This window comes from Leucobacter tardus, from assembly GCF_017583045.1.
Lineage (GTDB): Bacteria > Actinomycetota > Actinomycetes > Actinomycetales > Microbacteriaceae > Leucobacter > Leucobacter tardus.
Genome location: NZ_JAGFBF010000005.1, coordinates 440,769 through 456,161, shown reverse-complemented (window position 1 = coordinate 456,161; position 15,393 = coordinate 440,769). Strand labels below are relative to the sequence as shown.

15 protein-coding genes are annotated in these 15,393 nt (G+C 69.6%); 13 read left to right on the top strand and 2 right to left on the bottom strand.

Annotation, left to right across the window (positions count from 1 at the left end; translation table 11 throughout):
- Positions 1–99 precede the first annotated feature (99 nt).
- The 9 genes from rpsD (at position 100) to aroB (ending at position 9,233) form a co-directional block, all read left to right on the top strand.
- Positions 100–729 (top strand): 30S ribosomal protein S4, encoded by a 630-nt coding sequence (rpsD, locus tag J4H85_RS09140; RefSeq protein WP_208238904.1) that lies wholly within the window; start codon positions 100–102, stop codon positions 727–729.
- A 126-nt stretch (positions 730–855) separates the two neighbouring features.
- Entirely contained in the window at positions 856–1,086 is a 231-nt protein-coding gene (locus J4H85_RS09135; RefSeq protein WP_208238903.1) for a hypothetical protein, read from the top strand.
- A 41-nt stretch (positions 1,087–1,127) separates the two neighbouring features.
- Positions 1,128–3,782, top strand: coding sequence for an alanine--tRNA ligase (alaS, locus tag J4H85_RS09130; protein WP_208238902.1), 2,655 nt, complete (start codon positions 1,128–1,130; stop codon positions 3,780–3,782).
- 1 nt (position 3,783) lies between these two features.
- On the top strand, positions 3,784–4,278 hold the full coding sequence (gene ruvX, locus J4H85_RS09125; protein ID WP_208238901.1) for a Holliday junction resolvase RuvX: 495 nt from the start codon (positions 3,784–3,786) through the stop codon (positions 4,276–4,278).
- Positions 4,275–5,369 carry an endolytic transglycosylase MltG gene (mltG, locus tag J4H85_RS09120; protein WP_208238900.1) on the top strand — a complete coding sequence of 365 codons (1,095 nt, stop codon included), beginning with the start codon at positions 4,275–4,277 and terminating at the stop codon, positions 5,367–5,369. The genes ruvX and mltG overlap by 4 nt, the downstream gene beginning before the upstream one ends.
- Positions 5,369–6,214 (top strand): shikimate dehydrogenase, encoded by an 846-nt coding sequence (locus J4H85_RS09115; protein WP_208238899.1) that lies wholly within the window; start codon positions 5,369–5,371, stop codon positions 6,212–6,214. The genes mltG and J4H85_RS09115 overlap by 1 nt, the downstream gene beginning before the upstream one ends.
- Before the next feature lie 10 nt (positions 6,215–6,224).
- Complete coding sequence (aroC, locus tag J4H85_RS09110; RefSeq protein ID WP_208238898.1) at positions 6,225–7,421, top strand: chorismate synthase; 1,197 nt, start codon at positions 6,225–6,227, stop codon at positions 7,419–7,421.
- Complete coding sequence (locus tag J4H85_RS09105; protein WP_208238897.1) at positions 7,418–8,158, top strand: shikimate kinase; 741 nt, start codon at positions 7,418–7,420, stop codon at positions 8,156–8,158. Before aroC ends, J4H85_RS09105 begins: the two co-directional genes overlap by 4 nt.
- Entirely contained in the window at positions 8,151–9,233 is a 1,083-nt protein-coding gene (gene aroB, locus J4H85_RS09100; RefSeq protein WP_208238895.1) for a 3-dehydroquinate synthase, read from the top strand. Before J4H85_RS09105 ends, aroB begins: the two co-directional genes overlap by 8 nt.
- Before the next feature lie 51 nt (positions 9,234–9,284).
- Here aroB and J4H85_RS09095 read toward each other — a convergent pair whose 3' ends face one another.
- Complete coding sequence (locus tag J4H85_RS09095) at positions 9,285–10,718, bottom strand: AAA family ATPase (protein WP_208238893.1); 1,434 nt, start codon at positions 10,716–10,718, stop codon at positions 9,285–9,287.
- A gap of 68 nt (positions 10,719–10,786) precedes the next feature.
- On the opposite strand from J4H85_RS09095, the gene J4H85_RS09090 reads away from it, so the two are divergent.
- Together J4H85_RS09090 and J4H85_RS09085 are read left to right on the top strand one after the other, a co-directional pair.
- Entirely contained in the window at positions 10,787–12,658 is a 1,872-nt protein-coding gene (locus tag J4H85_RS09090; protein ID WP_208238891.1) for a VWA domain-containing protein, read from the top strand.
- Between the two features lie 60 nt (positions 12,659–12,718).
- Entirely contained in the window at positions 12,719–13,618 is a 900-nt protein-coding gene (locus J4H85_RS09085; protein WP_208238889.1) for a hypothetical protein, read from the top strand.
- Between the two features lie 12 nt (positions 13,619–13,630).
- Here the strand turns inward: J4H85_RS09085 and J4H85_RS09080 are convergent, their stop codons facing one another.
- Positions 13,631–14,197: a thioesterase family protein gene (locus J4H85_RS09080; RefSeq protein WP_208238887.1), complete on the bottom strand. Its 567-nt coding sequence runs from the start codon at positions 14,195–14,197 to the stop codon at positions 13,631–13,633.
- 152 nt (positions 14,198–14,349) lie between these two features.
- On the opposite strand from J4H85_RS09080, the gene efp reads away from it, so the two are divergent.
- Both efp and nusB read left to right on the top strand, forming a co-directional pair.
- Positions 14,350–14,913, top strand: a complete 564-nt coding sequence (efp, locus tag J4H85_RS09075; RefSeq protein WP_208238886.1) for an elongation factor P — start codon at positions 14,350–14,352, stop codon at positions 14,911–14,913.
- Positions 14,914–14,921: 8 nt separating this feature from the next.
- A complete protein-coding gene (gene nusB / locus J4H85_RS09070) occupies positions 14,922–15,338 on the top strand; it encodes a transcription antitermination factor NusB (protein ID WP_208238884.1) in 417 nt (138 codons plus the stop codon).
- The last annotated feature ends 55 nt before the right edge of the window (positions 15,339–15,393 follow it).

The following is a 15,393-nucleotide window of genomic DNA, read 5'->3' as shown; positions in this document are numbered from 1 at the left end:
TATGTTGCGTCGCGTGCATTGCGCGAGAGTTCGCGTGAATGCGGGCGCAGCGAGGCCGAGAGAACAAGAAATTCTGTACAGAACCCCGAAAGGATCCCCGTGTCGACTACGTCGCGTACTCGCTCACAGACCCGCCGCTCACGCGCGCTGGGCATCGCCCTCACCCCGAAGGCCGCACGCTACCTCGAGAAGCGTCCCTACGCTCCCGGTCAGCACGGCCGCACCAAGCGCAAGAGTGACAGCGACTACGCTGTCCGTCTCCGCGAGAAGCAGCGTCTGCGGGCGCAGTACGGCATCCGCGAGAAGCAGCTGACGATCGCGTTCGCCGAGGCGCGTCGCCAGGACGGGCTGACGGGTGAGAACCTCGTGGAGCTGCTCGAGATGCGTCTCGACGCGCTGGTGCTCCGCGCCGGCTTCGCCCGCACAACGGCGCAGGCGCGTCAGATGGTGACGCACCGCCACATTCTGATCGACGGCAAGATCGTCGATCGTCCGTCCTTCCGCGTGAAGCCCGGTCAGCTGATCCACGTGAAGCAGCGCTCCGAGGCCATGGAGCCCTTCCAGGTCGCGGCCGCCGGCGGTCACGCCGAGGTCCTGCCGAACGTCCCCGGGTACCTCGAGGTCGAGCTCGACAAGCTCCAGGCGCGTCTCGTGCGCCGCCCGAAGCGCGCCGAGGTTCCGGTGACCTGTGAAGTCCAGCTGGTCGTCGAGTACTACTCGGGCCGCTAAGGTCTGATCCGCAAGAGGGGGTGCCGTGAGGCGCCCCCTCTTGTCATAGGCGGGCGCTACACTGTTCCCTATGTTTTCCCTGCGCCGAAACGGGGCGGGGTCGGCACTCGTTGGAAGGAATACCGTATGGGCAAGCTGTTCTGGCTGATCGTGGGCATCGGTCTCGGGTTCGTCGGGGCGCACTTCGTGAACCAGACGCCAGAGGGGCGGCGCTTCTTCGATCGTGTGAGCCAGGGTGCTCGCGAGATCTCTGACGCCGTGTCTGCCGGGTACCACGAGGTCGAGTCCGAGGCCAAAGAGGTGCTCGATCACGTCGAGCAGACGCTGGCCGACTCCGATGCGCGACCGAACAACTGACCCCTCCCTCCCGCACCTCCTCTCCCCGAAGGACACCATTCATGCAGACCGCTGACATTCGTCGCCGCTGGCTCGACTACTTCGAACGCAACGGGCACACCGTCGTTCCGTCGGCCTCACTCGTGAGCGACGATCCGAGTCTCATGTTCACGGTGGCGGGCATGGTGCCGTTCGTGCCGTATCTCTCGGGTCTCGTTCCCGCACCGTACCCGCGCGCGACGAGCGTGCAGAAGTGCATCCGCACCAACGACATCGAAGAGGTGGGCAAGACACCGCGTCACGGCACCTTCTTCCAGATGTGCGGCAACTTCTCGTTCGGCGACTACTTCAAAGCCGGTGCCATCCGCTACGCGTGGGGCCTGCTCACGTCGTCCGAGGCCGACGGGGGGCTCGGGTTCGATCCCGAGGATCTGTGGGTGACGGTCTACGAGGAGGACGACGAGGCGCGCGGGATCTGGCGCGATGAGATCGGCCTGCCCGACGAGCGCATCCAGGGGCTCGGCAAGGACACCAACTACTGGTCGACCGGTCAGCCCGGGCCGGCGGGACCCTGCTCCGAGATCTTCTTCGACCGAGGCCCCGCCTACGGGATCGACGGAGGGCCGGCGACCGATGACGATCGCTACGTCGAGATCTGGAACCTCGTCTTCATGCAGTACGAGATCGCCGATGTGCAGTCGAAGGTCGACTTCCGCATCGTCGGCGAGCTGCCGAAGCAGAACATCGACACCGGCATGGGTCTCGAGCGCGTGGCGTTCCTGAAGCAGGGCGTCGACAACATGTACGAGATCGATCAGGTGCGTCCGGTGCTCGACCGGGCCGCCGAGCTCGCGGGCAAGACCTATGGTGCGAACCACGACGATGACGTGCGTCTGCGCGTCGTCGCCGACCACGTGCGGTCCGGACTCATGCTCATCTCGGACGGCGTCACGCCCTCCAACGAGGGTCGCGGATACATCCTGCGCCGGCTGCTGCGTCGAGTCATCCTCTCGATGCGGCTGCTGGGTGTCGAGGGGGCCACGTTCCCCGAACTCTTCCCCGTGTCGCGCGACGCCATGCGTGACGGCTATCCCGATGTGGAGCGGAACTTCGCGTTCATCTCGCGCGCGGCGTACGCGGAGGAGCGGACCTTCCTGCGCACACTGCACTCGGGTATCGAGATCCTCGATGACGCGGTCGGTCGCGCGCAGGCGGATCGGACCGATCTCGCCGGGGACACGGCATTCCTCTTGCACGATACCCACGGATTCCCCATCGAGTTGACGCTCGAGATCGCGGAAGAAGCGGGAGTGGCGGTCGACGAGGGCGTGTTCGCGTCGCTCATGCAGGAGCAGCGCGACCGCGCCAAGGCCGATGCGAAGGCGAAGAAGGGCCAGCGCGCCGACCTGTCCGTCTACAAGGAGTTGCGCGGCCTTGGCGAGACGCTGTTCACGGGCTACTCGGAGCTGCGGCATGAGAGTCGCGTGCTCGGCCTCGTCGTTGACGGCGCGACCGCTCGTGAGGCGCGCGAGGGGGAGATCGCGGAGCTGGTGCTCGCCGAGACCTCGCTCTTCGCCGAATCGGGCGGCCAGGACTCCGATCAGGGACTCATCGTCGGCGACGGATTCGAGGCCGAGGTTCTCGATGTGCAGAAGCCCGTACCCGGACTGATCGTCCACACCGTGAAGGTGACGGTCGGCACCATCGGTCTCGATGCTCGCGCCGAAACCCGCGTGGACGCCGACTACCGACGCGGAGCGACGCAGGCGCACTCGGGGACGCACGTCGTCCACGCAGCGCTCCGCGATGTGCTCGGCCCCAACGCGCACCAGTCGGGCTCCTACAACAAGGCGGGGTACCTCCGGCTCGATTTCACGCACTCGGACGCGCTGTCCGCAGAGACGAAGAGCGAGATCGAAGAGATCTCGAACCTCGCGATCCGATCCGACTACGATGTCGTGACCCGAGAGATGGATCTCGACGAAGCGAAGTCGATCGGCGCCATGGCGCTCTTCGGCGAGAAGTACGGCGACCGTGTCCGCGTCGTCGACATCGGGGGCCCGTGGTCGCGCGAACTGTGCGGCGGAACGCACGTGTCGAGCTCCGCCGAGATCGGCATGATCAACCTGGTGTCCGAGAGCTCGGTCGGCTCGACCAACCGCCGTGTCGAGTCGCTGGTCGGGCTCGAAGCGTTCCGCAACTTCGCGGCAGAGCGCGCCATCGTGCAGCAGCTCACGAGCGGTCTGAAGGTGCCGCGCCTCGAGGTGGTCTCGAAGGTGCAGGATCTGTCGGCTCAGCTGAAGGCGGCCGAGAAGAAGATCGCCGCGTTCGAGGCGCAGCAGCTCGCGCAGCGCGTCCCCGATCTCATGGCGGGTGCGGAGCGCGTCGGTGACGTGCGGGCCGTGATCGCGTCGCTCGGATCCGTCGGATCCGCCGATGACATCCGCGGACTTGCATTGAAGCTTCGCGAGCAGTTCGGCAGCGAGGCGGGGGTCGTCGCCCTCGCCGGAGATGCGGCCGGCAAGCCCGTGGTGATCACCGCGACGACGGCGGCCGCGCGCGACGCCGGTGTGAAGGCCGGTGATCTCGCGAAACTCGGTGCCGGAGTGCTCGGCGGCGGCGGCGGCGGGAAGCCGGACCTCGCGCAGGGCGGCGGCACCGACCCCGCACGTATCGACCCCGCACTCGCCGAGATCCGGCGCAGCCTGCAGGGGTAGCGTGCGCCCAGGAACGCGGCTCGGCGTGGACGTCGGCAAAGCGCGTGTGGGGATCGCGCGCAGCGATCCGCACGCCATGCTCGCCACGCCGGTCGAGACGATCACCCGAGACCTCAGCGGCGATACCGACATCGGTCGGATCATCGAGATCGTCGCGGAGACCAGCGCCGTCGAGGTCGTCGTCGGCCTGCCGCTCAACCTCAGAGGCGAGCACACGCCGTCGACCGACGACGCCGAAGCGTTCGGCGACCGCATCGCTGCGGCGCTGCGAGAGCAGGGCGTACCCGTTCGGTTCGTCGACGAGCGCCTCTCGACCGTGTCCGCTCAGGGGCAGTTGCGCCAGGCCGGACGCAAGACGAGGCAGAGTCGCGCCGTGATCGATCAGGCTGCGGCCGTGGTGATCCTGCAGCACGCCATTGACACCGAACGCTCGCGCGGCAGCGCGCCGGGGCGCCTGGCTGCGGCCGGATCGCCCGAGAGGGGAGACGAACGATGAATCGACGTGCACAGCGAGACCGTCGCCAGACCCGCAATCGCCTCTTGATCTCGCTCGGTGTCGCCGTCGTGCTGCTCGGAGGCCTCGCTGCGGCCGGAGGGTACCTGTGGTCGCACTACGGGTCGCAGGTCTCACTGGCGCTCGGGTGGACGAGCAACGACTACGAGGGCGAAGGCAGCGGAGAAGTGGTCGTCGTCATCCAGGAGGGCGAGATCGGTCAAGACATTGCCGCGACGCTCGAGGACCACGATGTCGTGAAAACCTCGGACGCCTTCTACTCGCTGCTCCTGGAACGGCCGACGGTCGAGTTCCAGCCGGGCGCGTATCAGCTCCGGGAGCAGATGAGCTCCGCCGCGGCACTCGACGCGCTGCAGGATCCTGAGAACCGGGTGCCCCTGACGGTGACGATTCCGGAGGGCTTCACGGTCGAGCAGACGCTCGAGCGCATCTCGACCTCCATCGACATGCCGCTCGAGGACCTGCAGGCCGCAGCCGAGGATCCCGCGGCGTTCTCGTTGCCGAGCGGCGTCGACTCGCTCGAGGGATGGTTGTTCCCCGCTACGTACGAGTTCGAACTCGACACGACCCCGACGGAGGCGATCCAGCGGCTCGTCGACGAGCAGCGGGCGGTGCTCGACAGCCTCGATGTGGCGGTCGACGACCGCGAGCGCGTGCTGAACATCGCCGCGATGGTGCAGAAGGAGAGCGGTATCGCCGACGACTTCGGCAAGGTGTCGCGCGTCATCGCGAACCGGCTCGATGACGGCATGCGTCTGCAGATGGACTCCACCGCCCAGTACGGGATGGGGGAGCACAGCGACGGCAGTGTCTGGTCCACCGACGAGGCGCTGCAAGACGACAACCCGTGGAACACCTACGTGCACACGGGACTGCCCGAGGGGCCGATCTCGAACCCCGGTCGGGCGGCCATCGAGGCGGCGCTGCAGCCCACGAAGGGCGACTGGATGTACTTCGTGGTGTCCCCGGGCGGCACGGGCGCATCGACCTTCTCGGTCACCGCCGCGGAGCACGAGCAGGCGGTCGCCGAGTACCGCGAATGGTGCGACACCACCCCAGACAGCGGGTGCTGATGGGCGTTCCCTCCGGCGCGCGCCGCGTGGCGGTCCTCGGTTCGCCGATCGCGCATTCGCGGTCGCCGGTGATCCACGCCGCGGCGTATCGCGCACTGCAGCTGCCGTGGGACTATCGCGCGATCCGGGTCGGCGAATCCGGCTTGCGCTCGTTCCTCGATGGGCGCGACGAGCGCTGGATCGGGTTCTCGCTGACCATGCCGCTCAAAGCCGAGGCGCATCGCATCGCGGCCTCGCTCGACGCCGTGGCGATGGAGAGCGGTGTCGTGAACACGCTGCTGCGCGTCGGGACTGCGGGCGAGGTACCGCACTGGTCCGGCTTCAACACGGATGTCGTCGGCCTGGCGCGCGCGATCGACCGGGCGGGCCTCGACGCGACCCGGACGGTCGTGCTCGGCTCCGGATCGACGGCGGTCTCCGCCGTTCTGGCGGCACGTCGTCTCGCGGCCGAGGCGGTGACCGTGCTCGGCCGGCGAGCGGAGGCCGCTGCGGAGCTCGCGCGGCGGTTCGACGTCATCGGTCAGGCGCTCGACAGTGACGCGGCTGCAGCGGCGATACGCGATGCCACGCTCATCGTCTCGACGCTGCCAGGCCCTGCCGGCACCGCGCTCGAACTCCCGTCGCACGCGTTCGACGTACCGCTCTACGATGTGGCGTACGATCCGTGGCCGTCGCCGCTCGCGCGGCGCTGGACGGCCGCGGGCGGCAGTGCGCACGCCGGTCTCGACATGCTCGTCGAGCAGGCGATCGTGCAGGTGCGCATCTTCACCACGGGCGACCCGGCAGCGCCGCTCCCGGTCGAGGAGCGCGTCCGCGCGGAGATGGTGGCCGCCGCCGTGTCATAGGATGGTGCCTATGCTGCGTTGGCTCACCGCCGGGGAATCCCACGGCCCCGAACTCATTGCTGTGCTCGAGGGGCTGCCCGCGGGCGTGCCCGTGACCCTCGACGGGATCCGCGAGGATCTCGCCCGACGCAAGCTCGGATATGGACGCGGTTCGCGCATGAAGTTCGAGCAGGACGAGCTGCATCTCTCGGGCGGCGTGGTGCAGGGCGTCAGCATCGGCGGGCCCGTCGCGATCCGCATCGGCAACACCGAGTGGCCGAAGTGGGCCGAGGTCATGAGCGCCGAGCCCACCGATCTCTCCGAACGGTCGCGGGGTCGCGGTGCACCGCTGACGCGCCCGCGTCCGGGTCACGCCGATCTCGCAGGCATGCAGAAGTACGGGTTCGACGAGTCGCGTCCAGTGCTCGAGCGGGCGAGCGCGCGCGAGACCGCCGCACGGGTCGCGCTCGGCGCGGTCGCCCGCGCGTTCCTCGCCGAGCTCGGCATCCGTCTCGTCAGTCACACCGTGTCGATCGGCGGAGTCGCAGTTCCCGACGGGACGCCGCTGCCGAGGCCCGAGAATGTCGCGACGCTCGACGCCGACCCGTTGCGCTGTGCGGATCCCGAGACGAGCGCGCGCATGGTCGCCGAGGTCGATGACACGAAGAAGTCGGGCGACACCATCGGCGGCGTCGTCGAGGTGCTGGCCTATGGACTTCCCCCGGGGCTCGGATCCTATGTCCACTGGGACCGCCGTCTCGACTCCCGGCTCGCCGGAGCCCTCATGGGGATCCAGGCGATCAAGGGGGTCGAGGTCGGTGACGGCTTCGAGACCACGCGCCGCCGCGGCTCCGAAGCCCACGATGCGCTGCACGCCGGTGCGGACGGCATCACCCGAGACACCGGCCGTGCCGGGGGCATCGAGGGCGGCATGACGACTGGCCAGGTCGTGCGCGTGCGCGCCGGGATGAAGCCCATCGCCACGGTGCCCCGGGCGCTGCCCACCGTCGATGTCGCGACGGGTGAGGACGCGAAGGCGCACCACCAGCGCAGCGATGTATCCGCGGTACCGGCATCCGGAGTGGTCGCCGAAGCGATGGTCGCGCTCGTCATCGCGGATGCCGTCGCGGAGAAGTTCGGTGGGGACAGCGTGTCGGAGACGCGGCGCAACCTCGAGGCGTACGTCGCGAACATCCCCGAACGGCTGCGGGCGCCGATCGACTCGTGAACGAGCCACGCCGCGCCGGCCGCCCGGTCGGCCCACCCGAGACGCGACCCGTACCGACGCCGCCGAGCTTCGCTCCGGCGGCGCGGCGTGAGCGCGCCCGGTCCGCGGGCGGCGTCAGACCGGCGCGTCGCAGACGGGGCGGTCAGCGCCTGCCCGAGCGCGCCATCGTCTTCGTGGGCCCGATGGCCGCGGGGAAGACGAGTCTCGGCAAGCGGGTCGCACGTGAACTCGGCATCCCCTTCGTCGACACCGATGCCCAGTTCGTGCGGAAGTACGGTCCGATCGCGGAGTTCTTCGTCACGCACGGGGAGGACGAGTTCCGGCGGCGCGAGGCCGAGGTCATCGCGCACGAACTCGCCGAGACGGGTGCGCGTATCGTCGCGCTCGGCGGCGGCGCCGTGATCCACGAGGGCACGCGTGCGCTGCTCGCCGAGCACCCCGTCGTGCTGCTCATGACGACGCAGGAGGCGGTGCTGCGCACCGCGAATCTGGCGAAGCGTCCGCTGCTGCGCGATGACCCCTCCGCCTGGGGACGCATTCTGCGCGAGCGCCGCCCGCTCTACGACGCCGTGGCCGATGTCACGTTCCGCACCGACCGTGCGACGAAGGACCAGCTCACCGAACGCACATCTCGGTGGGTGGCGGCGCAGGGCCGCAAGGCATGGCGCGAGCGGAACCGCGCGCGCCCGCACACTCCGAGTTCCGAACCCGTAAAGGAGTCACGATCCGATGACTGACGCCCCCACTCGCATCCCGGTGACGGGATCCGCTGCGTATGAGATCACCGTCGGCAGGGGGATCATCGGAACCGTCGCGGACGCTCTCGATGAGCGCGTCGCGAAGGTGCTCATCGTGCACACCCCGACCGTCGGAAGGATGGCCGAGGAGTTGCGCGCGTCGCTGCAGGATCGGTACGACCAGGTGCTGCTCGCCGAGGTGCCCGACGCCGAGTCGGCGAAGCGGGTGGAGGTCGCGGCGTTCTGCTGGCAGATCCTGGGGCAGGCCGATTTCACGCGGAGCGACGCCGTGATCGGATTGGGTGGTGGCGCGGTCACCGACCTCGCCGGGTTCGTGGCGGCGACGTGGTTGCGCGGCGTGCAGGTCGTCCAGATCCCGACGACGGTGCTCGGCATGGTGGATGCGGCCGTCGGGGGCAAGACCGGGATCAACACGGCCGAGGGGAAGAACCTCGTCGGAGCCTTCTTCGCGCCTCGTGCGGTGATCTGCGACCTCGATCTCCTGGAGACCCTGCCGAAGAACGAGGTCCTGGCCGGCTTCGCCGAGGTCGCGAAAGCCGGGTTCATCGCGGATCCGGCGATCCTCGACCTGATCGAGGCCGATGTGGACCGCGTCAGCGACCCGTCGACCTCCGAGTTCCGTGAGGTCATCGAGCGCGCGATCGCGGTGAAGGCCTCCGTGGTCTCGGAGGACTTCCTCGAGGGCGGCGCGCGCGAGATGCTCAACTACGGGCACACGCTCGGTCACGCGATCGAGCACGCCGAACGCTATCAGTGGCGGCACGGCGTCGCTGTCGCCATCGGCATGATGTTCGCCGCCGAGCTGGGCCGCATGGCCGGATCGCTCTCCGACGAGGCGGTCGAGCGTCACCGACGCGTGCTGACGCTGCTCGGGCTTCCGCAGTCGTATCCCGCCGGCCGCTGGCCCGGTCTGCTCGCCACCATGCAGCGCGACAAGAAGGCGCGTGCGGGCATGCTGCGCTTCATCGTGCTCGACGACATCGCGAAGCCGCGTGTGCTGGCCGGCGTCGATCAGTCGGTGCTGCAGTTCGCGTATCAGGAGATCGCGAACTGATCGCGAACGTCTGACCGGGGCGACCCGGAGACGCGGCACCGCAGCGCCGGTTCAGAGGTCGAAGCCCTGACCCTGGATCACGAGCGTGAGCACGCGGCGATCCTCCTGGTGCATGATGCCTGCGACGAAACGACGCAGCGCCTGGTCGAGGGTGACCCCGCCGCCGCTGCCCGCGACTTTCTGCAGGATCGCCACGAGGGTGCGCGGCGCGAGCACGGATTCCTCGAGCCCCGGGCGCCCGTCGATATCGCGTTCGGTGCTGACGTAGGAGTCGAATCCGGTGCCGTGCGTTCCGGCGAAGACCTGTTGGCTGATGAACGCCGCGCGGCAGACGCGCGCCAGCTCGGCGTGGGTGAGTCCGGTCGGCAACTCCCCGTGCCGGTCGACGACGGACGCCGTCGCGAGGAGCACGTTCTCGGCGGGGAAGTCGGTGTAGTCGTTGCCGGTGTCGGGGTAGTGCACGCGGTAGGCGTTCGCCCCGAATCGGTTGATGAGCTCGGCGCTCAGGCGGTCGAGTCCGCGATACCGGTGCGGGGTCTGCTCGTTCGCGGTCGCGAGGATCGCGAACCCCGGTGCGATCGTGACGACCCGGCCGGCGTTCTCCTGCACGGCGTACCGGTCGCCCGGCCGAAGCTGCAGGATCCGGTTCAGTCGCTTCAAGAACTCGGCGGGCATGGCGTTGATCTCGTCGAGGATCAGGGCCCGGCCATCGGTCATCGCGCGCAGCAGCGGTCCGTCGACGAACGCGCTGACAGTGGCTCCGGCCTCGGATCGCAGTTCATGGGCCCCGATGACCTGTGCGCCGGTGATGTCGCCGTATCCGGAGATGAACTCGGGGGCTGTGCCGGTGGCGCGGTGCGCGAGCGACTCGGCCAGCGCCGTCTTCGCGCCCCCGGTCTCGCCCAGCAGCAGCACCGGGTCCCCGCGTCGGGTCGCCGGCAGCGCTTCGGCGATGATCTCCCGCATCTGCGCGGTGAGGAGCACGCCGGTGCGCAGTTGCGCGGCGGCGTCGCGGAGACGGAGCGTCGTCAGCGCTTCGAGGACCTCGTCCCTCACCTGCGAGGAGACGATCTCGGCCTCCCAGTCGTCGGCGGGGCCGTTGCCGTGCGATTCTGCGAGCAGCTCGGCGACCCGATCGCGCTCGGCCGTTGTGATCGATCCGCCGCGCGCCGCCGCTGCGGCCGTCAGCGCGGCCGCCGCGACCCCGGCTTCGGCTCGCGCGTCCTCCGCACGACGCGCGGCGACCGCAACCCGCAGGGCACCGGCCCTGGCATCGAGCGCACGCGCGATCGCCCGGGCGTGCGCGGGATCCTCGAGCACATCGGCGAGTTGCGTCTCGAGGCGCGCTTCCGCAGTCCGGAGCGCCTCCGTCACCTCCGTACCGGGAATGTGCACGGCGGCGCGACGGGCGCGTCGCGTGAGGCGGAGCTCGCGACGCAGGCGAGCGGCTTCGTGAACCACGGGATCGGCGGCGACGGGCAGCATGTCGTCACGCTATCAGGCCGATGAGGCGCGTCAGGGACGTCGGCGTGACGCGCCGGTAGGGTGGGCGCATGGGTGAGTCGTCCGCGGAGCGACGCGCATCATTGAGATCGCGCTTCGAAGCAGCCGGGCGTGTGCTCGGGGCGCGAGTGATCGTCGACGACGGCGAGGAGTGGCGCGTCGACGACGGCACGATCGAGGTGGGCCTGGGGTACTTCGCCGCGCGGGGTCATCCGGACGCCGAAGCCGAGGCGCTCGCACTGCTCGAGCTCTGGGGGGTGGTCCGTGAGGCGAGGATCGATCCGATCCGCGTCCGCAGGCGGCGTTCGATCGCCGCGGCGCACCCGGAGCTCGAACCCCTGCTCGCCGCGCTCGATCGGATGCAGGCGGCGAGCGGCCTGCTCACCGCGCTGCCAGCGGTCCACGGGAGCGTCGCGGCGGCGGTGCGTCGGAGCGTGCCGCCCGATGTCCGATCGTGGCCGAGGCATCTGCAGTGGGTGGTGCTCGTGCTGACCCTGCAGCTCGCGCCTGATGGCCGCCCGCGGGTCGCCCCTGAGGTGCAGGCCGTCGCCGACACCGCGTTCGGCCCGGGCGATGCGGCACGGGCGGGGGAGGTGCTCCGTGTCGCGGTGGCGCCGCGATCCGGCCGGTCCTCGCTGCAGCGGCTCGAACGCGGTCTCGCCCTCACGCTCGAACCGTACCGGCGGCTTCTCGAGCTCGATCAGCACGATACTGGTCTCGCCGTAGCGGGCGGGGAGACGGATCCCGCAGCGGATGATCCGCTGGACACTTCCGCCGCACCACTCGGAACGGGCGCCGACGCGACCGACGAGTCCGAGGAACCCGATGAGGATGCGGTGCCGGATGCGGGCGATTCCGCGTCGAGCACCGTGCCCGAGAACCTGTTCGCGGCCGCGCACTCCGGCTTCCTGGACCGCGTGCTCGCCACGCCGATTCCCGCTCACGGGGCCCTCGTGTCGGCGGTGCTCGCCGACGCGACGCAGCTCGAGGCGGAGGCGGGCGATGCCGATCGCGTTGCGGGAGGCACGGGTCGTGACGCGATCGCGCTCGCGGAGTACCGGCGACGCACGGTCGATCGGTCGGAGGCGATCGACCGGATGCGGGCGGTGTGGCAGGACGTGATCGCCGAACGCACGGCGCCGCGGCGCGCGGCGAGTCGGAACCCGGACGCCGACGGGGAGGAGCTGCACACGGAAGCGCTCGCCCGTGCCGTGGCCGAGGTGCGTGCCGGTGCCCCCCGGCCCGCGGCGTTCCGGCGACGATCCCGGGTGCCCAGGCGCACCGAACGCCCCGGCAACACCGACTACGTGCTCGCCGTCGATCGTTCGGGTTCGATGTGGGGCCGCCCGGCGGAGGCGGCCGCGGACGCCGCGCTCATCATGCTCGAGGGTCTGGCGGGGGCCCAGCGCGACATCGAGCACGCCGAGCGAACCGCGGGGGAGTCGCTCGAACTCGGGATCCGCACCGCTCTGATCGCGTTCGATGCGATCGCGCTTCTGGTGAAGCCGCTGGCCGGAGCGCTCACCGATCAGGCCCGCCTCGCACTCCAGGCCGAGATCCGGAGCCCGGCGGGAGGGACGAATGATGCCGCCGCGCTGCTGCTGGCCGGACGCCTGTTCGGGATCGACGCCGGCTCTCCGGAGACGCATCCACCGGGCTCGGGCGAGGCGGGCGACGGCATCGCCCGACGGCGTATTGTCATCGTCGTGAGCGACGGCGACTCGAACGACCCCGGGGCCGCGGACGAGCGGATCCGTGCGCTGCGCGCCGCAGGCATCGAGGTGTTCGGCATCGGCATCGCGGCCGACGAGCTGGTGCGCCGGTACGCGCCGACGAGCATCGGCGTGGCAGACGCCGGAGAGCTGCCCGCCGCGGTGCAGTCGCTGATCGAGCGGAGCGTGAGCGGCCTGCGCGTCGACTGAACGGCCTGCGACACGCGCGACCCGGCACGAGATCGCCGGTTCGCGTGGGATGATCGGGGCATGCAGCACTGGGACGACGGCGGGGATCGGTTGCGCAACGCTCGCGGGATGTTCCCGGATCTCGCCGCCCGTCTCGATGCGGCGCTCGCGCGTCATGGACGTGCATCCGACTCGGATCCGGCCGTCGGAGGGACGTCGGATCGCCGCACGGACGACATCGATGCCTGGCTCGACGCGGGTGCGTCCCGACTCCGCGCGTCGGAGTTCCAGGCCACCGGATTCGCCGAGATCATCGATGATGCCGCACGGTCGAGCATGGAGGCGAGCTTCACCGCCGCACGCGCGGTGGCGGGGTGGGCGGGAATCGCAGTCCCCGAGCCCGAGGCCTTCGCCGCCGCGGGCGCCGATCTCATGCGGCTCGGCGAGCGGATCGCTCAGGATCCCGCGCTCGTGGCCGTCCCCGCTCCGTACGGCCTGGGGAGAACGGCGTGGAGCGCGCTGTTCGCCGATGCGGCCCGACGGTTCCCCGAGGTGTTCCGCGGCACGGCGGGACTCGTGCTGTCGCACGAGGCCGAGCGCGAGTTCGCCCTGCTCGATCAGCCTCCGATGGAGGCCGAGGTCCGGGTCGGGGGCGCGTCGGACGGTCGCGGGACCCGCGCGCCGGTCTGGACCCTGCGACTCGTGCCCGCGAGTGACGCGCCCCCGCTCCTCGGGCTCGGCTTCGCCCACGGACCCCACGTCTCATTGACGGAAATGTTCATGCTGCAGCTCGGACGACTGGCTGCGGGCGAGCGCGAGCCGCTGGACGCGAACAGCTTCACCTGGCTCGCCAACGCGCTCGGCGAGGGGCGGCTAGGTGCGCGTCACATCTTCGACGACTCGGAGGGCGTGGTGCGGGTGAGTACTCGCGGGGTCTTCAACCAGGGGCCGCACATGGGGGCGCGGCAGCCGTACTGCTGATCGTGCGGTCGATCACTCCCAGACGCTGAGCGCTTCGGCACGCGTCGCCGGGAGGCGCACCGCCTCAGCCCAGTCGAGGATCTCCCGCGGCACCGCGAGGGCCGAGGCGTCTGCACCCGTCCGTTCGATCACCTCGGCCATCGGCACCGTGCCGCCCGAGCGGCGGAGGATCCTGGCGCGCACCACGGCCCGCGCGTACACCTCTGGTCGTCGATCGCCATCCGGCCGCACGAAGCGCTGCTCCATGTAGACGGCGCGGTCGTCGAACCCGAGGATGCGCGACTCGATCCAGAAGCGCTGCCACGGGTTCAGCGACTTGCGATACGAGACGGTCTGGCTCACGACCACCGAGTACCAGCGCTCGCGCTTGAAGATGTCGAGCACGCCGTTGCGCTGGATCAGGTCGAACCGTGCCACATCCATGATCGACAGGTACTTCCCGTTGTTCATGTGACCGAGCACATCGAGATCCGTCGGCCACACACGGAAGCGCGAGCGCGAGACCTCGTCGAAACCGAGCCGGCGACCGCGGGGTCCGACGAGGATGAGGTGCCACAGGGTGCGGAAGAGCATGTGCATGGGGTGAGCCTAGCCGCCCGGCGGACGGCGGTCCGAGCGCACTGTGGGATCGGCACAACCCCACGCGCTGGAAGTCGCGCGGGCGCGAGGATGTAGAATGGTCTGGCGCGATCCTGCGCCCGAATCGTACTGAACCGGAGAGCATACGGCACATGGCATCCTCGAACGACATCAAGAACGGCACCGTCATCAAAGAGAACGGTCAGCTCTGGAGCGTGGTCGAGTTCCAGCACGTCAAGCCGGGCAAGGGCGGAGCGTTCGTGCGCACGAAGCAGAAGAACGTGCTGTCGGGCAAGATCATCGATAAGACCTACAACGCGGGTGCCAAGATCGAGACCGCCCTCGTGGATCGCCGCGACTACCAGTACCTGTACCAGGACGGCAACGACTTCGTCTTCATGGACCAGGCCGACTACGATCAGCTGACCGTCTCCGGAGCTGTCGTCGGCGACGCCTCGAAGTACATGCTCGAGAACCAGCAGGTGCAGATCGCCCTGCACGAGGGGGATCCGCTCTACGTCGAGCTTCCCCCGTCGGTCGTGCTCGAGGTCACCTACACCGAGCCCGGACTGCAGGGCGACCGTTCCACGGGAGGCACGAAGTCCGCCACCGTCGAGACGGGTGCCGAGATCCAGGTGCCGCTGTTCCTCGAGACCGGCACGCGCGTCAAGGTCGACACCCGTACGGGTGACTACCTCGGTCGCGTCAACGACTAGGCGCGGGAGTGAGCGCACGCACCAAAGCCCGGAAGCGCGCCCTGGACATGCTGTTCCAGGCCGACGTCCGCAACGAGCGGCTCTCCGCCGTCGTCCACGCGGAGGCGCAGCGCGCCGCGGGCGAACCCGACCGGATGGCCTCGTGGCTGTACGCGCGCGAGATCGTCGACGGCGTCGATGATCATCGCGAGGAGATCGACGAACTGATCACGACCTACGCGCAGGGGTGGACCCTCGAGCGCATGCCGAACATCGATCGTGCCCTGTTGCGGCTCGCGAGCTGGGAACTGCTGCACAACGCGGACGTCCCCGCTGCGGTGGCGATCGACGAAGCCGTGGAGCTGGCGAAGGAACTCTCGACCGAGGATTCGGGCAGGTTCGTGAACGGCGTCCTCGGCCGGATCGCGGAGCACCGGGCGGCATAGCGGACGATCGGTGCGGACCCTCGAACGGTGCGCTATGATCGTCGGAGGCTTTTCT